Genomic DNA, 23,334 nt, shown 5'->3' with positions numbered 1-23,334 from the left:
CCTATCTGGCGGGGGAAGCGGAATGCGTCTCCGCCGGCCGCACCAGATGGCAGAACAAGGCACCGCCCGCCAAAAGCACGGCGGTGCCGATGAATACGGCCGGCATGCCGATATGCCCACCGACAAACCCGCCCGAAACCGGCCCCGCGACCTGACCGACATATTGCGCCGAAATCGACAGGCCGAGAATGGCGCCGGTTGCGCTGTCGGGCACATTGTGGCGGATGACGGCGGTGATGCAGGGCAACAGCCCGCCGAGCGCCAGCCCCATCAGGAAGCGTAAAAATATCAGCTGCCAGCTTTCGGTGACAAAAGCCTGCGGGATCAAAAGCACGGCCGCCACCGCCAGCGTCATGGTGATGACGCGCCAAGTGCCGATGCGGTCGGCCAGCTTGCCCAGCCGCGAGGCGGACAGTACGCTGCCCAGCGCTGCCGCCGACATGACGAAACCGGCGGTGATCGTCACCTGCGCCGGGTCAGTCACCAGTTGTGCCACATAAACGGTGATGATCGGCTCGATCGACATATTGGCGAACATCAGCAGCATGCCGGTAAACAGCATGGCGACAACCGGCCCCTTGTGCGGCAGCGAGCGAAACCCGCCGCTGCTTTTCGCCGCCTGTTTGCGTGTCGACGATTTTTCCTCGCGGATCAGAAACAGCGTGGCGAGAAAGGCGAAAAAGATGGCGGCCCCGGCACATAGGAACGTCGCACGGATGCCGATCAGCTGCGGCAGAACTCCGCCGATCAGCGGCCCGACGAGATTGCCGGCCATGATGCCGGCCGACAGCGTGCCGAGTGCCCAGGCGGAACGGTCCTTTGGCGTCTGCGCCGCCACAAGAACCATCGAGCCGGATGCGTAACCGCCGGCAAGTCCCACCACCAGCCGCAATGCTACCAGTTGCCACACGGTGGTCGCCATGCCCATCAGCGAGATGGCAATGGTCATGCCGATCGCGGCACGCACCAGCATCAGTTTCCGTCCATAGATATCGCCGAGGCGTCCCCAGATGGGGGCGACGAGCGCTGCGGCAAGGAAGGTCGCGCCATAGGCGATGCCGGACCATTGCACGATGGCGGCATGGTCGGTGAGGCCGAGTTCCTCGACGTAAAGCGGCAGGAAGGGCAGGAGCAGCGTCATCGCCACGATGGTGGTGAACGAGCCGGTGAGGCAGACGAACAGATTGCGTTTCCAGTGAATGGAGCCGGCGGCGGGGCTGGTGGTGGCGTCTGTCATGGGGGCTCGGGAGGTGTGGCGGGGCCTTGGAGTTTAGGCGCAAGGGGGCAATGCGCCAAGCCGGGATGGGGCAGGGGCGGTACGGGATACTGGCGTTTGTGTTGAGGCAATGCATTGCGGAACCATCGATCCACGAGAAGGCTGATGGCCGGGTAGTGAGCCCCTCACTTGCGATTTCTAACACTTAGCCTTTGGCTAAGATGTTGAAATCGCTTTCTCTCCCTCAAGGGGAGAGATAAGGGCCGCAGCGTTTTTTCCTCTCCCCTTGCGGGAGAGGATAGCAAGTCCGCGAGAGGCAAGGCCGATCGCTGGACGCGCTTGGTGAGGGGTGTTTTGCCAAATCCGGACAAGGGATACCGCCAACCCTCAACCCCGACTACACGCCAAAATCGCCGCCCCCAGCGCCTCCATATCCTTGGTCCTCCCGCTTGAGCGCCGCCAGATCAACCCGATCTGCCGCGATGGGACCGGCTCGGCAAAAGGCACGATGCGCAGGTCGTTGCGAGCCGCTTCGGTGGCGATCGCCATTTCCGGGATCAGCGTCATGCCCATGTCATGCGAGACCATCTGCAACAACGTGGTCATCGAGGTGGCGCCAAAGTTGACGAGGCTGCGTTTTCCGGCCGTGCCGCACACGGCCAGCGCCTGATCGCGCAGGCAATGGCCTTCCTCCAGCAGCAGCAGCCGTTCGGCATCCACCTGCGTTTCGGTCAAGGGCGAGGTCAGCACATCGCTGTCATTATTGGCCATCGCCATGAAAAACCGGTCGGCAAACAGCGGCCGGCTCTCCAGCCCATCGCCATCGATCGGCAGCGCCGCAATCACCGCATCGATACGGCCTTCGCTGAGGTCGGCGATCAGCCGGTCGGTCACTGCCTCGCGCAACTCGATTTCCACATCGGGATGGTTTTCGCGCAAGTGCGGCACCAGCGCCGGCACCAGATAGGGGGCGACGGTCGGAATGATGCCGATCCGCGTCAGGCCCTGCAAAACACCGCCGCCATCGCGTGAAAACTCTTCCAGCCCGGCGACATCCTCAAGAATGCGCCGCACCCGCTGCAACACGGCTTCGCCCTTGGGGGTCAGCAACACGCCGGAGCGGTGGCGCTCCACCAGCAACGTGCCGAGATGCTCTTCCATCTCCATGATCTGCGCCGACAGCGCCGGCTGGCTGACATTCACCATGGCGGCCGCCTTTCCGAAATGGCGTGCAGCGGCCAGCGCTTCGAAATAGCGCATCTGGCGCAATGTCAACATGATAGGGTTTTCCGATCGCAACGATGCCTAGTATGCGGCGGAAGTTATCGGATGAAGTCGGGGCAGGCAACGTCCTTATCAAGGCCGCGGGGGAGTTTAGTCAGCCCGCTCGTTTCGCCCGTCTGGCTTCGGCGGCTTCGATGATCGCATAGGATTCCTTCAGCACATCATCAAAATCGACGGACAATCCCGCATCCAGCTCAGCCAGCCCCGCCGCTTCATCCAGAATAATCGCGCCTTCCTGCTCGGCATAATGTTCCAGCGCCCGACGCATCACCGTTGCGCGATCTTCCTTCACGGCCGCAGCAACACGGTCGAGGACCTCAATCAGGTCTTCGGGCAAATCCAGCTCGATCTGAAGTTCTTTCGTTGCCATCGGCAAAATCCTCAGCCGTTACGTGGCCACGCTGCATCCGATGTGACGCGAAGTCAACGATCGCCTCACCAGCCCGGCATCACCTGCGCCATCCGTGGTCGTACCAGCCGCGTCACCGTCTTCATGTCGCCGTCGATATCGTCGGAAACCGGGGCGGGCGAGATGTTGTCGAGGCAGGCGGTGATGTGGTCGGTGATGGCGTTGAGCAGCGATGGCGACAGGCCGGGGCGTTTCATCAGGCCGATCTGCACCGGCGGCAACGGCGGAAAACCGTCGGCCGAGGTCAGCACCTTCATGCCGGTGCGCAGCGCCGATTCCGGCAGAACGGAAACCGCAAGCCCGGTCAAAACGGCGGCGGCAACAACGGTCGCCGACCAGCTGGTGAACAACACCTGGTAATCGCGGCCATCGGCATCGAGCGCCGAACAGGCCAGTTGCCGCCACAGGCAATCACGCCGACCGACGGCGAGCGGCACCGGCGCATCGTCCTTCAGCGGGTGGTTGGCGGAGCCCACCCAGCACAAAGGCTCGGTGCGCACCACGTCGGAAACCCGCAGGCGCGGATTGTGGGTGACGAGCGCGATATCCAGCTCGCCGCGCGCCATCTTTTCGGCCAGGCTCGGCGAAGGTTCGCAGACGATGTAAAGCTCGACATTCGGATGTGTCTTGGCGAACCGCCCGATGATTTCCGGCATGTAGCGGTCGGCATAATCGTCCGGCGTGCCGATCCGCAGCGTGCCTTCCAGACGGTTGTCGTCGAAGGCGGCCATTGCCTCGTTGTTGAGGCGGATGATGCGGCGTGCGTAATTCAGCAGCTTGTCGCCCTCGGCGGTCAGCTTGTTGCCGCGCCCGTCCTTCATGAACAGCTGCTTGCCGACCCGTTCCTCAAGCCGGCGCATCTGCATGGAAACCGCCGATTGCGTCTTGAACACCCGGTCGGCCGCCTTGGTGAAACTGCCGGTGTCGACAATGGCGACAAAGGTGTGCAGCTGGTCGATATCGAGGGGTGCGGCCATGGCGATGATCCATCAGGGTGTTTGATGCTAACCATTAGAAACATTCGTTGGACTGATCAATAGTGATCTTACATAACGAAACGCAATTCCAGAGCAACAACGCTTCGAAAGAGCGAAGTTCCCCTGACCGCCTGCCGGCCATTTGCAGCGCCGGAGCGGTCTTTCCCGTGCCTTAGAGAGGACAAGGCCATGCGCATGAACGAACGGATGACACAACACGGAATGCTTGGAGCCCCGCGCGGCACGACGTTTTCGGCCCGTTTGAACGCGCGAATTGTGGCCCTGTGGCGTGCCTTGAAAAATCGCGTGGCGCTCAATCCGCTGCTCGATCTCGATGACCAGCAACTGGATGACATCGGCCTCACCCGTCGCGATGTCGAGCAGGCACTCACCCATTCCGGCGTGCTGGACGATCCCTATCACCATCTCTCCTCCGCCCGGCAGCGCGGTCGCCGCGCCTACATGCTGTCGCTGGAGAGATGAAACGGTTTTTCCCCGCAGGGTCATGCCAATAGCCCTGCCTTTGCCCGGCCCGGTTTTCCGCGCCGGGCTTTTTTATGCTCAGTGTTTTTCCATCGGGCCGAGATAGCGGTCGAAGATCGCTTCCATGTTTTTCTGGTAGCTCTTGTGCACGTCCAGCCCGCTGTCGAACATGCTGTTCATCGCATCCATCAGCGGGTTGGTGGAAGCGGTCTCCGCGCTCGGGGAAGGGGCGGTTGGCCGGCCCATCGGCTGGGCGCCAAAACTGCCGGCCATCATCTCCTGAAAGCTTTTGGCGAAGGGATTGTCGGCAAACGGGTTGAAGGCTGTTGCCTGTGGCTGTTCGGCCTTTTCCAGCCCCCACATGGCGCGCATTGTCTTGGCATAAGGGTTGTCGAAGGCGGATGGGAATGTGTCATTGTCGTGGGCGGCGGTTTTCGAGGCAGCCTTGCCAAACCCCATCATCTTCATCCAGTGCTGGCCGATCGCCGCCATCGGATAGATGTCCGTATCGCCCAGCTGCCCGGTCGCCTGCTTGAACAGCCCGCCCATCATAGCGCCGGCCATGGCCGGCATCATCCGCTTGAACACGTCCTGACCGATGCCGGTAAACTGTTCCGCCTGCGCCGCGATGGCGCGGGACACGTCCTTGGAGCCGAACAGGCGCTCCAGCACGATATTGCCATCCGCCTTGCCCTGATCGGTGAAGGCCTTGCCGACATCCTCGAAATATTTGCCGTAAGCGCCGGAAAACATCGCCGCCATCAGCGGGCCGACGTCGTAGGGGTTGGCGGTGGTGCGTTTGAGGCCGGATGAGAAAGCCGGCACCAGCGCCGCAATCGCTTCCGCCGCCTGTTCCTGCGCCAGCCCGAACTGTTTCGCCAGCGCCTCGGTGACAGCGCCGTTCTGGGCTTTCAGCATCATCTCGAACAACGGCAGCATCTGCCCAACCTTTCCGGAAACAAATCGCCTATGGCCCGGCGATTATCTCGCTCAAGGCCATGCAGCGCTTTGATGTCGCGCACCGAGCTGTCGAAAATCGATGAAATTCTACAAAGCGATGCGCAACACTATACCGGGAAAGTCTTTGCGCGAAACTTGGTTCCTTATTCGCGCAAAGGGTGTCGACGGATTTAGTACTGGTAGTGTTCGAAAACCGGATCGACACTGTTCAGCCAGCTGCCGTTGTAAAGCGTCAGCAGTTCCTGCGCCAATGTCGCCTTGTTCTTCAGGATGCGATCAAGCGGCGCCAGATAGATGCTTTCGTCGGCGCCTTCGGCATTGCGGTAATCGCGGGCTTTCAGGCCGGCCGAAGAGATGTCGAGAATATCGCGGGCGACATCGAACAGCGGCGTGCCGCGCAGTTCCGACGAAAGGCCGACGGTCGGCACGGCGTCGCGCAGCGACTGCACATCCTCGAAGGTCCAGTTGGCGGTCATCGCCTCGGCGGCCTCGAATGCCGCGTCGTCATAGAGAAGACCCACCCAGAAGGCCGGCAGCGCCGAGATATGCGACAGCGGGCCGCCATCGGCGCCGCGCATTTCGAGGTAACGCTTCAGGCGCACGTCGGGGAACAGCGTGGAAAGGTGGTTGGTCCAGTCGCCGAGCGTCGGCTCCCAGTCTTCGATCTTGCCCTTCAGCGCGCCATCCATGAACTGGCGGAAGGTGATCTCGGTACAGTCGCGATAACGGCCATCGCGAACGATGAAATACATAGGCACGTCGAGCGCCCATTCCACGTAACTGTCGAAACAGAAACCCGGCTCGAAGGCGGCGCGCAACAGGCCGGAGCGCTGGTTGTCGGTATCGCCCCAGATATCGCCGCGCCAGGAGAGGAAGCCGTTCGGGCGGTTTTCGGTAAAGGGAGAGGCAGCAAACAGCGCGGTTGCCAGCGGCTGCAGCTTCATCGACAGCGACAGTTTTCGCGCCATGTCGAGTTCCGAGCCGAAATCGACATTCACCTGGATCGTGCAGGTGCGGTACATCATGTCGAGACCCTTGCTGCCGACCTTCGGCATGTAGCGGGTCATGATGTCGTAACGCGATTTTGGCATGCGCGGCGTTTCGGAAAGCGACCATTTCGGGCTGCCGCCGATGCCGAGGAAACGGATGCCCATCGGGTCGGCCACTTCCTTCAGAACGGCCAGATGGTGTTCCGTTTCGGCCTGCGTCTCGTGCAGCGTCTTCAGCGGCGCGCCGGAAAGCTCGAACTGGCCACCCGGCTCGATCGAGATCGCGCCCATGCCGTCCTTTTCGCCAAGGCCGATGACTTTGCCGGCATCGATGATCGGCTCCCAGCCGAGCTTGTCCTGCATGCCCTTGAGAAGCGCGGAAATGCTGGCTTCGCCTTCATAGGGAACAGGGCCAAGACTATCGGTGAAAAAGCCGAACTTTTCATGCTCCGTGCCCAGCCGAAAGTTCTCCTTGGGCTTGGCGCCACCGGCCAGATAGGCCGAGAGTTCGGACACCGAAGTGAGGGGAGTGTGATCGGTGGTATCACGTGCCATGAAGAGTACCTTTTGGAGTGCCGTATTTTTGACGAACGTCCGGCTGCTTGAACCGCTTTCATGTGCGGTGCAAGTGAATTTGTTTCAACAAGCCTTCAGAAAATGAGGCGATTGTGTGTCAAATCTGCCGCGCTTGTTTATCGCCAGTCGCCGATTGCCGCCTGAATGACGGTGAGAGCCGCCACCGCCGCCGTATCGGCCCTGAGAATTCGCGGGCCGAGAGGGATGGCGGTCACGAAGGGGAGGCTGCGCAAAAGCTGCCTTTCCTCTTCCGAAAACCCGCCTTCCGGCCCGACCAGCAGTGCCAGTTTTTTCTCCGTGATGGCGGAGAGGATCGGCAGCGGGTTCTGGCCCTCGTCGCCTTCGTCACAGAAGATGATACGTCGCTCCGCCGGCCAAGTTTCGAGAAGATCGGTCAGTTTTTTCGGTGCCGTCACTTCAGGGATCGACAATATGCCGCACTGTTCGGCGGCCTCGATGACATTGGCCTGCAGACGATCGATATTGGTGATCTTGCCCTGCACATGCTGGGTCATCACGGGCTGCAGCAGGCCGGCGCCCATTTCCACCGCCTTCTGTACCAGATAATCCAGCCGTCCGGTTTTCAGCGGCGCAAACAGGTAATGCAGGTCGGACGCGTCCGGCTGCGGCCGTGTCTGCTCGACCGGCTCCAGCAGCAGTTTCTTGCGGCTGGGGAAGGTCAGGCGTGCCCGCCATTCGCCGTTGCGGCCATCGAAGATCAGCACTTCGGCATCCGCCGTCATGCGCAGCACGTTGACGAGATAGTTGAACTGTTCGGTCGTCGCCTCGAGCGGCGTGCCCATGGCGATCCCGGCTTCCACATAAAGCCGCTGCATCCGAAAATTGGCGCGCATGATCTAAAATCCCGTCTTGGCGATCACAGAAAGATCGCGAACATGATCAGGCTCATAACGACCGAAAGGGCGGCAGCGCAAGGAAGGGTGATCATCCAGGCGGCAATGATGCTCAGAAAATGCGAACGTCGCACCAGATAACGGTGCCGGAATTCATAATCGTTGCGTTCGAACGGCTCCACCGTGTCGATCTCTTCGCCGGCGCGCACGCGAACATATTCGTAACGGCGGCGGGAATGGCGGGTGTACCATTCGCGAAAAAAGCCGACCCCGAAAACCGCGCCCACGGCGATATGGGTGGATGATACCGGCAGGCCGATCCAGGATGCGGTGATGACCGTCAACGCCGTCGACAGTGATACGCAATAGGCGCGCATGGGGTTGAGCTTGGTGATTTCCGAGCCGACCAGTTTGACCAGCTTTGGACCGTAGAGCAAAAGACCGAGCGAGATGCCAAGCCCACCGATGACCAGCGCCCACATCGGCACCTCGACATAACCGATCGCGCCATGGCGCGAGGCCGAGACGATGGCGGCCAGCGGCCCGATGGCGTTGGAGACGTCATTGGCACCATGCGCGAAGGACATCAGGGCTGCGGCAAATACCAGCGGAATACGGAAAAGCTTGCGCAGCGACTGGTTGCGGTTCTCCAGCCCTTCCGCCTGCCTTGCGATGACGGGGATCAGCAGCCGCCATGACAGCAGGCCGCTGACGATGGTGATGATGGTGGCCGTCAGCGCCGAGACATCGGTCAGCTGGCCAAGGCCGACCAGCGACAGATAACCGGCAAACGCACCGGTCATGATGCCGATCAGCACCGGCACCCAGCGTTTTGCACCGGCGATCTTGTCCTCGCGGTAGATGATGGTTTCCTTGATGAGGAACAGGAAACCGGCGGCGAAGACGGCGCCCAGAAGCGGCGAGACCACCCAGCTGGCGGTAATGCCGCTGACCGTCGCCCAGTCGACGGCGGAAATGCCGGCGGCGGCGATGCCGGACCCCATCACACTGCCGACGATCGAATGGGTGGTGGAGATCGGCCAGCCGAGCCATGTGGCGATGTTGATGAAGATCGCGGCGGAGAGAAGGGCGGCCATCATCGCCCAGATCATCACGTCGGGGCCGGTGATCACGCCCTGCCGCATGATGCCGTTGGCGATCGTATCGGCGACGCCGCCGCCGCCGATCACGGCACCGGCGATTTCGAACACGGCGGCCAGCGCAAGGCCGAAACCCATGGTCATGGCGCGCGCGCCGACCGCCGCACCGATATTGTTGGTGACGTCATTGGCGCCGATGTTCATCGCCATGTAACCGGCAATCGCTGCCGCGCAGACGACCAGAAAGACATCCGCCCGGCCGGTGACGAAACTGCCGGCCAGCACGGCCATCAGGATCAGAAATATCAGTGCCGTGCCGTGTATCGCCACGCCGCGCCCGAGATAACGCGTTGCTTCTTCAAGGCGCGATATCTTTTCGAGATCCTTGTCCAGCGTCGGCTTGGCCAAACGGGGTCTGTTGGGCGGCATTCCAGTCTATCCTGATGGCATCGTGAGAGCGTCGGTCGCTTGGCCGATGATCGCCGAACGCAGCCGATGCCGGCAACGTTCCAGATTTGGCTTGTGCGGAGAATATTGGCGGAAAAAACGTGCTCAGGCACCGGCAGTCTTGGCGGAGAAGGGCGGAGCGGCTGGCTCGGTGGCGTTGGAATACATCCGTCCGCCGAACTGCATGAACAGGATCTTCAGTTCAGGCTCATTGACGCGGCTGGCTGCCACTTCGCAGCTTACCCATTCGTATTTGCGACTGCCCTTTTCGGGGAAGGTTTTCAGCATTTCCTCCACCTCGAGCGCATGTACCTGCACAAGAACCGGCACTTTCACGCCGTTGGACAGCGTCTTGCGGTAGTGGAAATGACCGAGCGGATCCTTCGACACCTTGCCCTTCACGCCGGCCTCTTCATAGGCTTCGCGTTCGGCGACGGCATGCGCCTTCTTGCCTTCCATCGGCCAGCCCTTGGGGATCACCCAGCGACCGGTGTCACGGCTGGTCATGACAAGCACTTCGAGTTGACCCGCCTGCTTCTTGCGAACGCGATAGCACAAAGCCGCATATTGCTGCCGCGGTGGTCGCTGCAACATCAGACGAACATTGGTGGTGACGCGGTCGATAAAGCCCAATTTCTGTGAATCTCCTAGATGATTCAATGCTAATATATGTATTCGCTGTCACAATCGAGAGTATAAACCCCTTGCGTAAAGGAGAATCACCCGCGAGCGCGTGCGTCCGAACAGATTGTGATTGCGGATAATTTTCCGTCAAGCGGTGCTTTGCACAGCTGTTCATTTATCCAGATAATACGGCAAAATCTGTTCTCAATGCGACAGAAATGTCGGATTTTGCTCTGTCCTGTGACAATTGCCGGATTTTACCGGGCGATTGTCTGAAGTCCGACGCTCCGGCAGCGCGATCACGCTGCCGGAGCGGGCATTTTAACCACCAAAAATGGTTCGGAAAATATCGACGCCGCGATCCTTGAAAGCAACGTCGCCGGGCTTGGAGCCGGGACCGATGACGACAACCTTGGCGCCGACGGCTGCGCGGGCATAAAGATGTTCGACATCCTTGTTCATCAGGCGGATGCAGCCCGACGACAGGTTGAGGCCGATCGACCACGGCTGGTTGGTGCCGTGAATGCGGAAGATGGTGTCACGGCCGCCCTTGTAGAGATACATGGCGCGGGCGCCGAGCGGATTTTCCGGGCCGCCCTGCATGACGACAGGCAGCTTGATGCCGCGGCGGGCTTCGCGGGCGCGCATCTCGGCCGGCGGCGTCCATGTCGGCCATTCGGCCTTGCGACCGATCGAAACTTCACCCGACCAGCCAAAACCTTCGCGGCCGACACCGATACCGTAACGCGTCGCGCGGTTTTTGCCTTCGACGAGGTAGAGGAACTTGTTGTTGGTATCGACGATGATCGTGCCGGGGGCTTCATTGGTGGCGAAGCGCACCATGCGGCGCTGGAATTTTTCCGGAACCGGCTTGTTGCGCACCGAAGGCGCGACATCGCTTGCCGTCGTCTGCGGCTGGCGCGACTGCGCGCTTGCCTGGCTGACCGGCAGCGCCAGCGACATGCTCAAACCCATTGCCGCAATAGCGAACAACATTTTACCCGACTTCATCAGGTTCCCCTTCAATAACAAAAAAGCCGGGACAAAATGTCCCGGCCTGATGGTTACGGCAAGATCAGGAATGACGAATGTGAACAAACGGGCAGCGTTATACGTCTGCCATCGTGTCTATCTTGTCACATTTTCCGGGCAAAATACGGAGTTACATAAGCCTGATCAGATGACGATGACGCGGGTGCCGACATTCACGCGCTCGTAAAGGTCGGTCACATCCTCGTTGCGCATGCGGATGCAGCCGGAAGACACGGCGCTGCCGATCGTCCAGGGCGCATTGGTGCCGTGGATGCGGTAAAGCGTCGAGCCGAGATACATGGCGCGGGCACCAAGCGGGTTTTCCGGGCCGCCGTCCATGCGCGCGGGCAGGTAATGGCCCTTGGCGGCTTCTCTGGTAATCATTTCCTGCGGCGGGATCCAGGTCGGCCATTCGGCCTTGCGGGTCACCTTGTGTTCGCCGGCCCATTCGAAACCCGGCTTGCCGACGCCGACGCCGTAGCGCATCGCCTGGCCGCCGGCCTGCACGAGATAGAGAAAGCGGTTATTGGTATCGATGACGATCGTGCCGGCCGGATACTGCGTCTCGTAGGACACTGTCTGCGGCAGGAATTGCGGCTCGATCTTGCCCTGGATGACCGGCAGGTTGGGGCGGCGCATCGCCACCTGCTGGGCCCCCTGCTGCGGGCGCGCCGGGCGGGCGGCACGCGAAGGGGCCGGCGGGAACAGATACTGGCGGGCCTGCTGGCTACGGCGCGGCTGCGCCTGCGGCTGGTAATATTGCGGCTGCGGAGCCGCGGTGCGGTAACGCGGCGCGGCCTGCGATGGTGCTGCACCCAGCTGCATCAGCCAGGGTGCGGTCAGGTCGGGGCTGACGACGACCGGCGGACGTTCGCGGTAGCGATCCTGTGCGTTGGCCGGTGTGAAGGAGACTGTGGTGGCAAGCCCGAGGGCAAGAAACCCCAGCAATTTGGCGCAAGGCATGTTCTTCTTCATCGTCATCGGCTCCAACGCGTTTACTTGTCCGATTGCGGGAATGTCTCATCCGCTTGCGGCTTTGATCCTGCGCAAACCTTGGGGGCAATTCACAAGCGAATGGTAAATGTGGTGTCCGCCGAATGCCGGGCTTTGCATAAACCTTTCGGCAGGGTTACCGGGTGGTTGGAAGACATGGTTGACGTGTTATGAAGGCCGTCGAGATGGCGTTAACGGGCGGGATGGTTGAGCGATGGCAGGCATTATCGAAGGCGATGACGGCAAATTCCGCTGCGCCTGGCATGGCGGGCTGGAAGATTACCGCCGTTACCATGACGAGGAATGGGGCCGCCCCGTCACCGATGATATCCGGCTGTTCGAAAAGATCTGCCTGGAAGGGTTTCAGTCCGGCCTTTCCTGGCTGACGATCCTGCGCAAGCGCGAGAATTTTCGGTCAGCTTTTGCAGGGTTCGATTTCGACAAGGTGGCGCTGTTCGGCGAGGAGGATATCGCCCGTTGTGTGGCAGACGCCGGCATCATCCGCCACCGCGGCAAGATCGTCTCGACCATCAACAACGCCCGCCGCGCCATCGTTTTGCGCGACGAATTCGGCTCGCTTGCCAAATTCTTCTGGTCCTACGAGCCGCAGGCCCATGAGCGTCCGCTGGTCATGGATCACGAAACTCTGCGCGCCAACCCGACCACGCCGGTCTCCACGCGGCTTTCGAAGGACCTGAAAAAGCGCGGCTGGACCTTTGTCGGCCCGACCACCGTCTATGCCTTCATGCAGGCCATGGGGATGGTGAACGACCATCTCGACGGCTGTTTCTGCCAGCCGGAAAACGACCGGCTGAGGGCGGCGTTCAAGCGCCCATGATCCTGTCGAGGATATCAGGCAGTTCGCCGAGATGGGCGATCTGGCGAAACCGCGGCGCATCGGTCGGCGGTTCCACATGCTCGAGAATCCAGGTCAGCTCATGCGGCACGAACACGCCGTAGGCACCCGCGGCAATCGCCGGCACGATGTCGGATTTCAGCGAATTGCCGATCATCATCGCCCGCTCCGGCCCATCCGCCACGCGTGAAAACACCCGGCGATAGGTGGTCGCGCTCTTTTCCGAAACGATCTCCACCGCATCGAAAAAATCGCCAAGCCCCGATTGCGCCAGTTTGCGCTCCTGATCGAACAGGTCGCCCTTGGTGATCAGCACCAGCATGTAATGACCTGACAGCGCCTCCAATGTTTCGCGCACATGCGGCAGGGTTTCCACCGGATGCCGCAGCATCTCCCGGCCGACATCCAAAATCTCGCCGATCGTGCGCGCCTCGACTTTGCCGTCGGTCACCTCGATGGCGGTTTCGATCATCGACAGCACAAAACCCTTGATGCCGTATCCGTAGAAATCGAGATTGCGCTTTTCCGCTTCCAGCAGCTTTTCCGAAACGATGTCGTGCTCGGCAAATTCCTTGAGCAGGCCGGAAAAGTGGCTTTCGGTCGAGCGAAAGAACTGTTCGTTCTGCCAGAGCGTGTCGTCGGCATCGAAGCCGATCGCCGTGATGGGACGCATGGTCATGACAAAAATCCTCCAGCCGGAATATGGACAGCGTGCGGATATCAGGCAAGGCGGAAAGTTTTCCGCCCTGCCTGACGATCAGAGTTTACTTGGATGGCTTACTTGGCATGCGCCTTCAGCCATGCCTTCATGTCGGCAATCTCGGCCGTCTGCGCAGCAATCACCGCTTCCGCCAGTTTGCGGATTTCCGGGTCCTTGCCATATTGCAACTGCACCCTGGCCATGGCGATGGCGCCTTCATGATGCGGGATCATGCCGGCCACGAAATCCACATCGGCATCGCCGGTGAATTCGATCGCCATGTCTTTGTGCATGGCATTGTTGGCTGCGGCAAAGGCAAGCGAGGAGGGGGCTTTTGCGGCTGCCGTGTCCGTTGCGGCCGTGCCGTGATGAGCGCTGTGATCCTGTGCGGCAAGCGGGCTTGCGCCGAGCAGCATGATGGTCAGGCAAGCGGCGATAGTCTTCGGAGACATGGTATGTCCTTCCGTGTCCGAGAATGGGTTTTGAGTTCGAGTGTGACAGCGAAACTCAGGCTCGGGGAGGCGGAAGGTCGAGGCCCGGCGCATGCGGCACCATTTCCGGTGCAGGCGAAGGGGGCGGGTAGGAAGAGACGAAGCGGCTTAAGGGCTGAAACGCGAGATCGGGCAACAGCACCAGACAGGCGGCGCAGAACGGGGTCACACACCCTTTGCCGCCATGCGGGCAGGGTTTTGAACTTTTGCCGGAATGGCTGGAATGATCCATGGCCGCCATGTTTTTCATGGCCGCATCATGACCGGCATGATCATGCGTCATCACCATTGCCGGTTCCGCAACGGCAGCCACCGGTGCCGCGGCCAGCGGCATGGCCGCATAAAGCAGGCAGGCAAGCGCCATCAATGTTGCAGCAAAACGGTTCATGGCGGGCAACCTAGCCCAACAATGTGGCAAAGCAATCCGCCTCAGCCGCGATCGGCAGAAAATCGCCCGAACGCGGATGTGGCGATGACATCGTGCACCACCTGATAATCGCGACTTTCCTCACCGAATGGCACGACGGTCCACGGCCACTGTGCCGCCGCAGCCGGTGGCGCGATGCCGCCCAGAAGGTCTGCCTCTTCCAGAGCCTTGCCGCTGCGGTCGCTGACACGAAAACCGGTATCGGTCAGAAGCGCCACTGTGCAGGGCAGGCCGGCCAGCCCATCGAGATGCGCCGCAATCAGCTTTGGCACGACCGTCACGTCACCATTTTTTTCCGTCTCCAGCCGCCGCTCCGCGCCGACCCCGATCTGCGAGAGGATGTTGGCGGAGATGACCAGATCGAGATAGGGCACCTGCCGCAGAAACCCGAGTGGTTCGGCAGATCTGCCCGCCAGCACATCGTCGAAACCGGAAAGATCGCGGGAAATCAGCCGTGTGTTGTGCAGGCGTGTTGCCTTCAGCCACGTCCGCACGCTGGCCAGATGCACGAGATCGACCAGCACGACCGTATCGAATTTTTGCGCGAGAAATTTTACCGGCACATCGCGCAACAGGCCGGACCCGAGCACCACGGCGGTGCGTCGCTCTCTCATGCCGGCAACCGTTTCGCGGATAAAAGCCTGGCACTGCGCCTCATGCGCCGACCAGTCCCTGGCACAACGCCCGGCGCGTGCCCACAGGTTGACGGAGGAGCGGATGGAGGGGCGGAATTGTGCGGGCGTGACGGGGAAGGTGGCGGCGTATTGAATGGCTTCGAGGATCATGGGTTAGCGGTAGGTTTCCCGGCGATATTGTTGTCAATCGTCGAGGCCAAGCTCTCGCTCCAACTGCTCCATCGTGTAGGTTTTCGAATTGCCGTTTCGAATCTCTTCCAGGTGGGCCTCAACGGCAGCAATATCATGTAAATCCTCAATATGCTTGTGGAGGACTTGTGCAACATAAGCGTCGGTATCGAAGCCGTGTATGTCGGCATATCGCATGAGCAGCCGATACATGGCTTGCGGGATTTCAACGGCGACACGCTTTTCCATCGTGATGATCCCCTCAACGTGCATTTTACATACCATTGTGCGGCACACTTCGCCAGCGCCGCCCTTGCCGCCAAGGTTTTTGCATATGGAATTGGGAGGCTGCCGTTCAGCCGATCTCCCTCCTTGTGGGGGAGATGCCCGGCAGGGCAGAGGGGGGTGATACTGGCGCAAAGCCGTTTTCCCAATCTTTGCCGCACCGTTGCTCACCCCCCTCTGTCACTATCGTGACATCTCCCCCACATGGGGGAAGATCGAAGAGAGGTCGCGACGCCGTCACAATTCCATATGCGCCAGCGCTCGCCCTTGCCGCACAAGTCTCGATCCTCTAAGAAACCGCACAATAATCCGGCCTTTCCTTAGAGGCCCGCAGGCAATGGATATCCGATCATGAGCGACAAGCAGAAGAAGCCCCAGAAACTCAAAGCCCGCCTGCCGCGCGGTTTTGTCGATCGCTCGGCTGCCGATATCCATGCCACCAACGAGATGACCGCCAAGATCCGCGAAGTATACGAGCGTTACGGTTTCGACCCGGTCGAAACGCCGCTGTTCGAATATACCGATGCGCTCGGCAAATTCCTGCCCGACAGCGACCGCCCCAACGAAGGCGTCTTCTCGCTGCAGGACGATGACGACCAGTGGATGTCGCTGCGTTATGACCTGACCGCGCCGCTCGCTCGCCATGTCGCGGAAAACTTCAACGAGATCCAGCTGCCGTTCCGCACCTACCGCGCCGGTTATGTGTTCCGCAACGAAAAGCCGGGTCCGGGCCGTTTCCGCCAGTTCATGCAGTTCGATGCCGATACGGTCGGCGCGCCGGGCGTTCAGGCCGATGCCGAAATGTGCATGATGATGGCCGACACGATGGAAGCGCTCGGCATCAAGCGCGGCGATTACGTGATCCGCGTCAACAACCGCAAGGTTCTGGATGGCGTCATGGAAGCCATCGGTCTGGGCGGTGACGACAAGGCCGGCCAGCGCCTGAACGTGCTGCGCGCCATCGACAAGCTCGACAAGTTTGGCCCGGAAGGCGTGACGCTTCTGCTCGGCGAAGGCCGCAAGGATGAAAGCGGCGACTTCACCAAGGGTGCGGGATTGGATGCCGAGCAGATCGAAAAGGTTCTGTTCTTCGTCGGCATCAAGGATTACGCGGAAAGTGCCGCGCAACTGGCTGAACTCGTCGCCGGCACCGCCAATGGCGGCGAAGGTGTCGATGAGCTGAACACGATCGGTGCGCTGGCAACCAGCGCCGGTTACGGCCCGGATCGCATCAAGATCGATCCTTCCGTCGTGCGCGGCCTCGAATATTACACCGGCCCGGTTTTCGAAGCCGAACTCACCTTCGATGTCACCAACGAGAAGGGCGAAAAGGTCGTCTTCGGCTCGGTCGGCGGCGGTGGCCGTTATGATGGTCTGGTGTCGCGTTTTATGGGCCAGCCGGTTCCGGCCACGGGCTTCTCCATCGGCGTGTCGCGTCTGATGACGGCGCTGAAAAACCTCGGCAAGCTGGGGCAGGATGACGTTGTCGCTCCCGTTCTCGTCACCGTCATGGATGGCGATGTCGAGAGCATGGGGCGTTACCAGCGCTTTACGCAGGCGCTGCGGACTGAGGGCATCCGCGCCGAAATGTACCAGGGCAACTGGAAGAAGTTTGGCAACCAGCTGAAATATGCCGACCGCCGCGGCTGCCCGATCGCCATCATTCAGGGTGGTGACGAGCGCGAAACCGGCGTCGTGCAGATCAAGGACCTGATCGAAGGCAAGCGCCTGTCCGGCGAGATCGAGGACAATGCCTCGTGGCGTGAAGCCCGCGTGGCGCAGGAAACCGTTGCCGAAGCCGATCTGGTTGCCAAGGTGAAGGACATTCTGGCTGCCCAGGCGGAAGATCGCAGGCGGGCGAAGGATGTTTGATTTGGCCGTTTCAGCGGGGGGCTACCCCCCTCTGTCCTGCCGGACATCTCCCCCACAAGGGGGGAGATCGGCTGGGCGCCAACACCTCGCTTCGGACCCAACTCTGCCTGTATCGCAGCCTTACCATTGGGGTGGTCAGTTCGCCTCCTTCGATCTCCCCCCATGTGGGGGAGATGCCCGGCAGGGCAGAGGGGGGTATCTTCGCACTCCGGGAGCGCTCCCATGCCTCTGATCAACATGCCCGAATTTTCCGGTCGTCTGCTCGATGAATTTGCCGCCCGCGGCACGGCGCGTATCGATACGCCGGTCATTCAGCCGGCCGCGCCGTTTCTCGACATGGCGGGCGAAGATCTGCGCCGTCGTATCTTTCTCACCGAAAGCGAAACCGGCGAGAGCCTCTGCCTGCGGCCGGAATTCACCATTCCCGTCTGCCTGCGCCATATCGAAAGCGCCACCGGCACGCCGCGCCGTTACGGGTATCTTGGCGAGGTGTTTCGTCAGCGCCGCGAAGGCGATAACGAGTTTTATCAAGCCGGCATCGAAGACCTTGGCGAGACCAATGTCGCCTCCGCCGATGCCCGCGCCGTCAATGATGCCGTGCAGATCCTCGAAAGCCTCATTCCCGGCCGCAAGCTGACGGTCACGCTGGGCGATCAGGCGGTGTTCGAGGCCGTGGTCAAGGCGCTGGGCCTGCCCGGCGGCTGGCAGAAGCGGCTGATCCAGTCGTTTGGCAACAATGCGCATCTGCGCCAGTTGCTGATGACGCTGGCAAGCCCGCAAACGCCCTCCGGCCTTTCGCCGCAGCTGACCGATCTGCTGAGCCAGGATGATGCGGCGCTGATTGCCCATATCGATCGCACCATGCAGGAAACCGGTTATTCCACCAATGCCAGCCGTTCGCCCGCAGAAATCGCCGCGCGGCTGAAGGAAAAGCAGTCGCTGGCCGAAACACGGCTGGATGGTTCGGCGCTGGTGCTTCTGACCGAATTCCTGTCGCTGGAATTGCCGCTGTCGCAGGCGCCGGCAGCACTTGCCGGTTTTGCCGATGCGGCAGGCCTTGCGCTTGGTGCCGCAATCGTCACCTTCGAGGCGCGCGCCGCCGCCCTGGCGGATCTCGGCGTCGATCTCGACAAGGTCACCTACCGCGCCGCCTTCGGGCGTCCGCTCGATTATTACACCGGCCTCGTGTTCGAGGTGAGCCGCGACAATGCGGTGCTTGCCGGTGGTGGCCGTTTCGACCGGCTGATGACGCTGCTTGGCGCCAATGAAGACATTCCGGCCGTGGGCTTTTCGCTCTGGCTCGACCGGATCGAACAGGCGAGGGCGCGCTGATGTCCATCATTACAATCGCACTGCCCTCCAAGGGCCGCATGAAGGAAGATGCATCCGCCATCTTCGAGCGCGCCGGCCTGCCCATCGTTGCCGTCGGCAATGAGCGATCCTATCGCGGCAAGGTCGAAGGCCATGACGATATCGAGATCGCCTTCCTGTCGGCCTCCGAAATTGCCCGCGAGATCGGGGCTGGTACGGTCGATTTCGGGGTCACCGGCGAAGACCTGATCCGCGAAGGCCTGATCGATGCTGACCGAAAAATGGAAATTGCCGCCCGCCTCGGTTTCGGCCATGCGGATGTCGTCGTCGCCGTGCCGGAAATCTGGCTTGATGTCGAGACCATGGCAGATTTGGGGGATGTCGCCGCTGATTTTCGGTCGCGCCACGGCCGCCGTCTGCAGATCGCCACAAAATACTGGCGGCTGACGCAGCAGCATTTTTCCGCGCAACACGGCATCCAGCTTTACCGCATCGTCGAAAGCCTTGGCGCTACCGAAGGGGCCCCTGCAGCGGGGCAGGCGGATATCATTGTCGATATCACCTCCACCGGTTCGACGCTGAAGGCCAACCACCTGAAAATCCTGTCGGATGGCGTGATCCTGAAATCGGAAGCCTGCCTGGTGCGCGCCCGCAAGGCCGAGCACGAGACGGATGCGCGGGTGAAAAAGATCGTCGACGCGGTGCGTTCCGTTCTCTGATGGTGTCTTTGTAATGGTACCTTTGTGATGGCGGGCGAAGACGCCGATATCATCGATCTCTACGAGCGCCATGCGCTCGGCTTCGACGCGCTGCGCGGCCGCACGCTGTTCGAAAAGCCATGGCTGGATCGGTTCCGGGCCATGATGCCGCCACGCGGCCATGTGCTCGATCTCGGCTGCGGCGCGGCCGAGCCGATTGCCGGCACCCTTATCCGCGAAGGTTACCGTCTGACGGGGGTGGATAGCTCGCAGACGCTGATCGGTCTGGCGCGCGAACGTTTTCCCGGCGTCGGCTGGTATCACGCCGATATGCGGCAGTTTTACATCCCGACCAAGTTCGACGGCATCATCGCCTGGCACAGTTTTTTCCACCTGAACCCGGATGACCAGCGGGAAATGTTCCGGCGGTTTGCGGTGATGACCGCGCCGGGCGCGGCGCTGATGTTCACGTCAGGCCATTTCGAAGGCGTGGCGATGGGTGAGTTTGGCGGCGAACCGCTCTACCACGCCTCGCTGTCGGCGCGTGAATATGCCGAGTTGCTCGGCAAAAACCGGTTCGATCTGGTGGCCCACAAAGCGCAGGATCCGCAATGCGGCGGTGCCACCATCTGGCTTGCACGTCGTCGCGACGCCTGAAAATCAAAGCTTCTTCACAAACAAATGCCCGCCGGATGACGATCCGGCGGGCTTATCTGTTCGGGCAGGGAATGCCTGTAACTTACGCGGCGATTGCGACAGAACCGCGGCGGGCGTCGATCGAATAGAGGCCCGGACCAAACGTGGCGAGCAGGATATAGGCGCCGGCCAGCGTAAAGTTCTTCATCAGCATGATGCCGTTGAGGGCGTTGATCCAGCCGAGTGCACCATCAGGCCAGCCGGGAATGGCAACCGTGCCGGAGTGGAAAACCGCGCCGGTGAAGATGCAGAACAGGGCAAGCGCCCAGCCGATGATACGCGTCTGGAAGCCGACGAGAACGGCAAGGCCGGTGACGAATTCGAACAGGCCGGCCAGATAGGCAAGGGCGGTGGCGCCCGGCAGGCCGGCACCGGAAATCATGCCGGCAGTGCCGGACGGGTCAGTCAGCTTGCCGAAGCCGGCATAGATGAACATGAAGGACAGAAGGATGCGGGCAACCAGAATGATGATGTTGCCGGTCTGCGTGTTTGCGGACATTTTTGGTCTCCAGATCGCGGCCATCGTGGCGGCGTGTGTTTCTCTGGCACCCTATGTGCGCCATCTGGGGCGTCTTCGATAGATGAACGATCGTTGACGGATTGTCGCCGTTTGGTGAACATCACGTCGCCGTGAGGAGGCGCTTCCTGAATGGAACCTTCATCCGGGGTTCAGGGTTGAAGCGCCAGTTTGCGCCAATAGAAACATCGGCGAAACCAAAACTGCCCAAAGCAAAACTGCGCCGACAAGGAGGATACCCATGAAAAAGATCATCATCAGCGCGCTCGCCCTGCTGACCATCACCTTTGCCGCAGCACCGATGGCACAGGCGCAGAGCCACCGCAGCGAGGCGCGTGAATCCCGCCAGGAATACCGCATTCATCGCAATGCCCGCCGTGGCGAACTGACCCCGCGCGAATATCGCCAGCTGCAGCGCCAGCAGCACCGCATCGATCGCGCCAAGCGCCATGCCGCCCGCGACGGTTACGTATCGCCACGCGAACGCCGCCAGGTCGAGCGCATGCAGAACCGCGCTTCGAAAAACATTTATCGCAAGAGCAATAACGGCCGCGGCTATTACTAAGCCACGTTCAGCCACAGTTCGCCGCCCGGTTCTGGAAATGAGCCGGGCGGTTTTTTGTTGTCAGCTTTCCTCGATCCGTCGTGCATGTTCCGGCAGCACCGAAAGCTCCCGCCAGTCGATTTCCTCCAGCAGGAAATTGTATTCCTCGACATTGATCAACTGCCTTGAGCGCAGGTATTCGAGCTTTTCACGCTGGGCGGCAACCGCTTTCAAAGCCAGTTTTCGATAGATGTCGAGCGACTGTTCCGCCGCCTCGTTGGATGCGGCGGTGCGTTCGATGGAAAATTTGCTGCGCAGAAGCTCGGCTTCCGGTCCGGCAATATCTTCCAGACGCGAAAGCCCCGCCTGAGCGATTTTTCCGCGCAGATGGATCATCTCGCCGTGTCCCGCTTCCCGCCGGTCGAGTTTCAGCCAGCGGATGATCGGCGTCAGCGTCAGCCCCTGGACCACAAGCGTTGCCAGTACCACCGCAAAGGCGGTCAGCACCACGATGTCGCGCTGCGGAAAATCGGCGGGCAGGGCGAAGGCGGTGGCCAGCGTCACCAGTCCGCGCATGCCGCACCAGCCGGCCAGCAGCGATTGTGTCACAGTGGCCGGTTCCGGCTCGCCGCGCCGCATCACGAACCACGCATGGATGCGGTTGAAGCCGACGCAGATGGCAAGGCGCACCACCACCACGACGGCAATCACCGCCAGCGAAAAGGCGATTGCCTGCCCCAGATGGCCTGCCTCCATTTGCTGCACGATATCACGCACCTGCATGCCCATCAGCAGGAAGGCCATGACGTTGAGCACGAACACGACGACGGTCCACACCGCGTAGGATTGCACCCGCATGCGAGTGGAGGATTGTGTCGGGCTGCGCGCCATCGCCATCGCAAAAGTGACGATGGCGAGCACCGCGGAAAGCTCCAGCCGTTCGGCGATGACCCAGAGCAGAAGGGTCTGCACGAACTGCAGTACGATGCCGCCGAGCGTGCCGGCCACGAACCGCCGCAGACGTTGTGATGTCCATGCCGCCGCGAGCCCGAGCGCAATGCCACCGGGCACGGCAAGGCCAAGATGCATCGCCACCTCACGATCGACCCCACCGGCCGACTGAATGGCGAGCGCGGCATCGAAGATCAGCAGCGCGGCGGCATCGTTGAACAGGCTTTCGCCGCGCAGGATCGTGTCCGTATCACGCGGAATGGTCATGGAAGAGAGCACGGCGGTGGCTGCTGCCGCATCCGGCGGTGCCACGATGGCGCCGAGCACGAGGGCTGCGGCAAAGGGCAGGCCGGCAAAAGCCCAACCGAGCCAGGCAACGCTTGCGGCCGTCAGGATGACGCCACCGATTGCAAACACCAGCAACGGCAGCCAGAAGCGTTTGGCGGTGCCGACCGGAAAATCGAAGGCCGCATCCATCAGCGCAGGGGCGATGAAGAGGGCGAGCGCCACATGCGGATCGAGCGAAATATACGGCATGCCCGGCACCAGCGCGACAGCGGCCCCCGCCATGGCCAGCATGGAAGGATAGGGCACGCGCAAACGCCGCGAGAATTGCAGGAGCACAACCGCGACAAGCAGAAGGACGAGCAGGCTTTCGAAGAAGCTCATGCGGGGATCCTGATGGCAGAGAGGGCAATGCGGCGGGGCGGGCCACAGTGGTTTTGATGTTAGATAGGCAGAACCGGCCGCTTGGCCAGCGGAAGGGCTCAATCGAACAGCACTATGGCCTCTCGTAGATGGTGGCTGCAGTTACAAAAACATAAATGACATCGGATGTTCCATACACCTACAGCGTGTCGCAGCTAATCTGCGTCATTCTGCCTGAGCAGGTTTTCGTCAGGGCAGAGGCGATTGGCGAAGGGCATACCCGAAGGTACGTTCGAGCCGATCGCCTCTGATCCTTACGCAAAGATGCCCGGCCCCTTCGGGGTTGGCTGATACGGGCCGCCTATTCGTTCGGCCGGCTTGGCCGTATGCTGTGGCTACGACGCGCGCCGGCCGAACGAATATCCGACTCCGTCTAAGCCAACAGAATGGCGCAGATTAGCTGCGACACGCTCTAGCAGTATGGTGCTTATGGTCAGCCTTGCCGAACTATCCGACGTGAAAATCGCATCGCCGAGCACGTCGACCCCATTCTCGGGATAATGTGGAAACAGGCGGGCGAGGTTCCTGTAT

25 protein-coding genes are annotated in these 23,334 nt (G+C 61.2%); 7 read left to right on the top strand and 18 right to left on the bottom strand.

Annotation, left to right across the window (positions count from 1 at the left end):
- Window position 1: 1 nt before the first annotated feature.
- From AAIH70_RS04575 to AAIH70_RS04560, 4 genes are all read right to left on the bottom strand, one after another.
- Window positions 2-1,237, bottom strand: a complete 1,236-nt coding sequence (locus tag AAIH70_RS04575) for an MFS transporter (protein WP_132272757.1) — start codon at window positions 1,235-1,237, stop codon at window positions 2-4.
- A gap of 366 nt (window positions 1,238-1,603) precedes the next feature.
- The gene (locus AAIH70_RS04570) at window positions 1,604-2,494 is read right to left on the bottom strand and encodes a hydrogen peroxide-inducible genes activator (protein ID WP_132272758.1); all 891 of its coding nucleotides are present in this window, start codon (window positions 2,492-2,494) and stop codon (window positions 1,604-1,606) included.
- A 100-nt stretch (window positions 2,495-2,594) separates the two neighbouring features.
- Complete coding sequence (locus tag AAIH70_RS04565) at window positions 2,595-2,870, bottom strand: ribbon-helix-helix protein, CopG family (protein WP_245519138.1); 276 nt, start codon at window positions 2,868-2,870, stop codon at window positions 2,595-2,597.
- Window positions 2,871-2,935: 65 nt separating this feature from the next.
- Window positions 2,936-3,886: a LysR substrate-binding domain-containing protein gene (locus AAIH70_RS04560; RefSeq protein WP_132272760.1), complete on the bottom strand. Its 951-nt coding sequence runs from the start codon at window positions 3,884-3,886 to the stop codon at window positions 2,936-2,938.
- Window positions 3,887-4,075: 189 nt separating this feature from the next.
- On the opposite strand from AAIH70_RS04560, the gene AAIH70_RS04555 reads away from it, so the two are divergent.
- A complete protein-coding gene (locus tag AAIH70_RS04555; protein WP_132272761.1) occupies window positions 4,076-4,369 on the top strand; it encodes a DUF1127 domain-containing protein in 294 nt (97 codons plus the stop codon).
- A gap of 78 nt (window positions 4,370-4,447) precedes the next feature.
- Here the strand turns inward: AAIH70_RS04555 and AAIH70_RS04550 are convergent, their stop codons facing one another.
- The 7 genes from AAIH70_RS04550 to AAIH70_RS04520 form a co-directional block, all read right to left on the bottom strand.
- The gene (locus tag AAIH70_RS04550; protein ID WP_132272762.1) at window positions 4,448-5,308 is read right to left on the bottom strand and encodes a DUF937 domain-containing protein; all 861 of its coding nucleotides are present in this window, start codon (window positions 5,306-5,308) and stop codon (window positions 4,448-4,450) included.
- 191 nt (window positions 5,309-5,499) lie between these two features.
- Window positions 5,500-6,873: a glutamate--cysteine ligase gene (locus AAIH70_RS04545; protein WP_132272763.1), complete on the bottom strand. Its 1,374-nt coding sequence runs from the start codon at window positions 6,871-6,873 to the stop codon at window positions 5,500-5,502.
- A 137-nt stretch (window positions 6,874-7,010) separates the two neighbouring features.
- Window positions 7,011-7,748, bottom strand: a complete 738-nt coding sequence (locus AAIH70_RS04540) for a 16S rRNA (uracil(1498)-N(3))-methyltransferase (RefSeq protein ID WP_132272764.1) — start codon at window positions 7,746-7,748, stop codon at window positions 7,011-7,013.
- A gap of 23 nt (window positions 7,749-7,771) precedes the next feature.
- Window positions 7,772-9,277: an inorganic phosphate transporter gene (locus AAIH70_RS04535; RefSeq protein ID WP_132272765.1), complete on the bottom strand. Its 1,506-nt coding sequence runs from the start codon at window positions 9,275-9,277 to the stop codon at window positions 7,772-7,774.
- Between the two features lie 123 nt (window positions 9,278-9,400).
- The gene (locus AAIH70_RS04530; RefSeq protein WP_132272766.1) at window positions 9,401-9,928 is read right to left on the bottom strand and encodes an NUDIX hydrolase; all 528 of its coding nucleotides are present in this window, start codon (window positions 9,926-9,928) and stop codon (window positions 9,401-9,403) included.
- Between the two features lie 312 nt (window positions 9,929-10,240).
- Window positions 10,241-10,930 carry a L,D-transpeptidase gene (locus tag AAIH70_RS04525; RefSeq protein WP_132272767.1) on the bottom strand — a complete coding sequence of 230 codons (690 nt, stop codon included), beginning with the start codon at window positions 10,928-10,930 and terminating at the stop codon, window positions 10,241-10,243.
- 165 nt (window positions 10,931-11,095) lie between these two features.
- Window positions 11,096-11,926 carry a L,D-transpeptidase gene (locus AAIH70_RS04520; RefSeq protein WP_430033263.1) on the bottom strand — a complete coding sequence of 277 codons (831 nt, stop codon included), beginning with the start codon at window positions 11,924-11,926 and terminating at the stop codon, window positions 11,096-11,098.
- Window positions 11,927-12,158: 232 nt separating this feature from the next.
- On the opposite strand from AAIH70_RS04520, the gene AAIH70_RS04515 reads away from it, so the two are divergent.
- Complete coding sequence (locus tag AAIH70_RS04515) at window positions 12,159-12,782, top strand: DNA-3-methyladenine glycosylase I (RefSeq protein ID WP_132272768.1); 624 nt, start codon at window positions 12,159-12,161, stop codon at window positions 12,780-12,782.
- On the opposite strand, the gene AAIH70_RS04510 is transcribed toward AAIH70_RS04515, so the two are convergent.
- From AAIH70_RS04510 to relB, 5 genes are all read right to left on the bottom strand, one after another.
- Entirely contained in the window at window positions 12,769-13,479 is a 711-nt protein-coding gene (locus tag AAIH70_RS04510) for an HAD family hydrolase (protein WP_132272769.1), read from the bottom strand. The two genes, AAIH70_RS04515 and AAIH70_RS04510, sit on opposite strands and share 14 nt — an antisense overlap.
- Window positions 13,480-13,577: 98 nt before the next feature.
- Window positions 13,578-13,952 (bottom strand): CopM family metallochaperone, encoded by a 375-nt coding sequence (gene copM, locus AAIH70_RS04505; protein ID WP_132272770.1) that lies wholly within the window; start codon window positions 13,950-13,952, stop codon window positions 13,578-13,580.
- 55 nt (window positions 13,953-14,007) lie between these two features.
- Window positions 14,008-14,379 carry a hypothetical protein gene (locus tag AAIH70_RS04500; RefSeq protein ID WP_132272771.1) on the bottom strand — a complete coding sequence of 124 codons (372 nt, stop codon included), beginning with the start codon at window positions 14,377-14,379 and terminating at the stop codon, window positions 14,008-14,010.
- A gap of 41 nt (window positions 14,380-14,420) precedes the next feature.
- Window positions 14,421-15,203, bottom strand: coding sequence for a hypothetical protein (locus tag AAIH70_RS04495; protein ID WP_132272772.1), 783 nt, complete (start codon window positions 15,201-15,203; stop codon window positions 14,421-14,423).
- A 33-nt stretch (window positions 15,204-15,236) separates the two neighbouring features.
- Window positions 15,237-15,470 (bottom strand): type II toxin-antitoxin system RelB family antitoxin, encoded by a 234-nt coding sequence (gene relB / locus AAIH70_RS04490; RefSeq protein ID WP_165931961.1) that lies wholly within the window; start codon window positions 15,468-15,470, stop codon window positions 15,237-15,239.
- Between the two features lie 387 nt (window positions 15,471-15,857).
- Between relB and hisS the strand changes: the two genes are divergently transcribed.
- The 4 genes from hisS to AAIH70_RS04470 all read left to right on the top strand — a co-directional run bounded on the left by hisS (window position 15,858) and on the right by AAIH70_RS04470 (window position 20,044).
- Window positions 15,858-17,378 carry a histidine--tRNA ligase gene (gene hisS, locus AAIH70_RS04485; protein ID WP_132272774.1) on the top strand — a complete coding sequence of 507 codons (1,521 nt, stop codon included), beginning with the start codon at window positions 15,858-15,860 and terminating at the stop codon, window positions 17,376-17,378.
- A gap of 222 nt (window positions 17,379-17,600) precedes the next feature.
- Window positions 17,601-18,710, top strand: coding sequence for an ATP phosphoribosyltransferase regulatory subunit (locus AAIH70_RS04480; RefSeq protein ID WP_132272775.1), 1,110 nt, complete (start codon window positions 17,601-17,603; stop codon window positions 18,708-18,710).
- On the top strand, window positions 18,710-19,408 hold the full coding sequence (gene hisG / locus AAIH70_RS04475; protein ID WP_132272776.1) for an ATP phosphoribosyltransferase: 699 nt from the start codon (window positions 18,710-18,712) through the stop codon (window positions 19,406-19,408). Before AAIH70_RS04480 ends, hisG begins: the two co-directional genes overlap by 1 nt.
- 27 nt (window positions 19,409-19,435) lie before the next feature.
- Window positions 19,436-20,044 carry a class I SAM-dependent methyltransferase gene (locus AAIH70_RS04470; RefSeq protein WP_132272777.1) on the top strand — a complete coding sequence of 203 codons (609 nt, stop codon included), beginning with the start codon at window positions 19,436-19,438 and terminating at the stop codon, window positions 20,042-20,044.
- Window positions 20,045-20,126: 82 nt separating this feature from the next.
- Here the strand turns inward: AAIH70_RS04470 and AAIH70_RS04465 are convergent, their stop codons facing one another.
- Window positions 20,127-20,582 (bottom strand): DoxX family protein, encoded by a 456-nt coding sequence (locus AAIH70_RS04465; protein WP_165931962.1) that lies wholly within the window; start codon window positions 20,580-20,582, stop codon window positions 20,127-20,129.
- A gap of 259 nt (window positions 20,583-20,841) precedes the next feature.
- Between AAIH70_RS04465 and AAIH70_RS04460 the strand changes: the two genes are divergently transcribed.
- Window positions 20,842-21,165 (top strand): hypothetical protein, encoded by a 324-nt coding sequence (locus AAIH70_RS04460; RefSeq protein ID WP_132272779.1) that lies wholly within the window; start codon window positions 20,842-20,844, stop codon window positions 21,163-21,165.
- Between the two features lie 60 nt (window positions 21,166-21,225).
- On the opposite strand, the gene AAIH70_RS04455 is transcribed toward AAIH70_RS04460, so the two are convergent.
- Window positions 21,226-22,764: a cation:proton antiporter gene (locus tag AAIH70_RS04455; protein ID WP_132272780.1), complete on the bottom strand. Its 1,539-nt coding sequence runs from the start codon at window positions 22,762-22,764 to the stop codon at window positions 21,226-21,228.
- Between the last annotated feature and the right edge of the window lie 570 nt (window positions 22,765-23,334).

It is taken from the genome of Neorhizobium sp. BT27B (assembly GCF_050455485.1).
In the GTDB taxonomy this organism is placed as follows: Bacteria; Pseudomonadota; Alphaproteobacteria; order Rhizobiales; family Rhizobiaceae; genus Neorhizobium.
This window is presented reverse-complemented; position numbering and strand designations above follow the sequence as displayed.

Excerpts from the sequence above, each read along its gene's own strand:
- AAIH70_RS04575 (WP_132272757.1), bottom strand. The coding sequence starts at position 1,237 with ATGACAGACGCCACCACCAGCCCCGCCGCCGGCTCCATTCACTGGAAA.
- AAIH70_RS04570 (WP_132272758.1), bottom strand. The coding sequence starts at position 2,494 with ATGTTGACATTGCGCCAGATGCGCTATTTCGAAGCGCTGGCCGCTGCA.
- AAIH70_RS04565 (WP_245519138.1), bottom strand. The coding sequence starts at position 2,870 with ATGGCAACGAAAGAACTTCAGATCGAGCTGGATTTGCCCGAAGACCTG.
- AAIH70_RS04560 (WP_132272760.1), bottom strand. The coding sequence starts at position 3,886 with ATGGCCGCACCCCTCGATATCGACCAGCTGCACACCTTTGTCGCCATT.
- AAIH70_RS04555 (WP_132272761.1), top strand. The coding sequence starts at position 4,076 with ATGCGCATGAACGAACGGATGACACAACACGGAATGCTTGGAGCCCCG.
- AAIH70_RS04550 (WP_132272762.1), bottom strand. The coding sequence starts at position 5,308 with ATGCTGCCGTTGTTCGAGATGATGCTGAAAGCCCAGAACGGCGCTGTC.
- AAIH70_RS04545 (WP_132272763.1), bottom strand. The coding sequence starts at position 6,873 with ATGGCACGTGATACCACCGATCACACTCCCCTCACTTCGGTGTCCGAA.
- AAIH70_RS04540 (WP_132272764.1), bottom strand. The coding sequence starts at position 7,748 with ATGCGCGCCAATTTTCGGATGCAGCGGCTTTATGTGGAAGCCGGGATC.
- AAIH70_RS04535 (WP_132272765.1), bottom strand. The coding sequence starts at position 9,277 with ATGCCGCCCAACAGACCCCGTTTGGCCAAGCCGACGCTGGACAAGGAT.
- AAIH70_RS04525 (WP_132272767.1), bottom strand. The coding sequence starts at position 10,930 with ATGAAGTCGGGTAAAATGTTGTTCGCTATTGCGGCAATGGGTTTGAGC.
- AAIH70_RS04520 (WP_430033263.1), bottom strand. The coding sequence starts at position 11,926 with ATGAAGAAGAACATGCCTTGCGCCAAATTGCTGGGGTTTCTTGCCCTC.
- AAIH70_RS04515 (WP_132272768.1), top strand. The coding sequence starts at position 12,159 with ATGGCAGGCATTATCGAAGGCGATGACGGCAAATTCCGCTGCGCCTGG.
- AAIH70_RS04510 (WP_132272769.1), bottom strand. The coding sequence starts at position 13,479 with ATGACCATGCGTCCCATCACGGCGATCGGCTTCGATGCCGACGACACG.
- copM (WP_132272770.1), bottom strand. The coding sequence starts at position 13,952 with ATGTCTCCGAAGACTATCGCCGCTTGCCTGACCATCATGCTGCTCGGC.
- AAIH70_RS04500 (WP_132272771.1), bottom strand. The coding sequence starts at position 14,379 with ATGAACCGTTTTGCTGCAACATTGATGGCGCTTGCCTGCCTGCTTTAT.
- AAIH70_RS04495 (WP_132272772.1), bottom strand. The coding sequence starts at position 15,203 with ATGATCCTCGAAGCCATTCAATACGCCGCCACCTTCCCCGTCACGCCC.
- relB (WP_165931961.1), bottom strand. The coding sequence starts at position 15,470 with ATGGAAAAGCGTGTCGCCGTTGAAATCCCGCAAGCCATGTATCGGCTG.
- hisS (WP_132272774.1), top strand. The coding sequence starts at position 15,858 with ATGAGCGACAAGCAGAAGAAGCCCCAGAAACTCAAAGCCCGCCTGCCG.
- AAIH70_RS04480 (WP_132272775.1), top strand. The coding sequence starts at position 17,601 with ATGCCTCTGATCAACATGCCCGAATTTTCCGGTCGTCTGCTCGATGAA.
- hisG (WP_132272776.1), top strand. The coding sequence starts at position 18,710 with ATGTCCATCATTACAATCGCACTGCCCTCCAAGGGCCGCATGAAGGAA.
- AAIH70_RS04470 (WP_132272777.1), top strand. The coding sequence starts at position 19,436 with ATGGCGGGCGAAGACGCCGATATCATCGATCTCTACGAGCGCCATGCG.
- AAIH70_RS04465 (WP_165931962.1), bottom strand. The coding sequence starts at position 20,582 with ATGTCCGCAAACACGCAGACCGGCAACATCATCATTCTGGTTGCCCGC.
- AAIH70_RS04460 (WP_132272779.1), top strand. The coding sequence starts at position 20,842 with ATGAAAAAGATCATCATCAGCGCGCTCGCCCTGCTGACCATCACCTTT.
- AAIH70_RS04455 (WP_132272780.1), bottom strand. The coding sequence starts at position 22,764 with ATGAGCTTCTTCGAAAGCCTGCTCGTCCTTCTGCTTGTCGCGGTTGTG.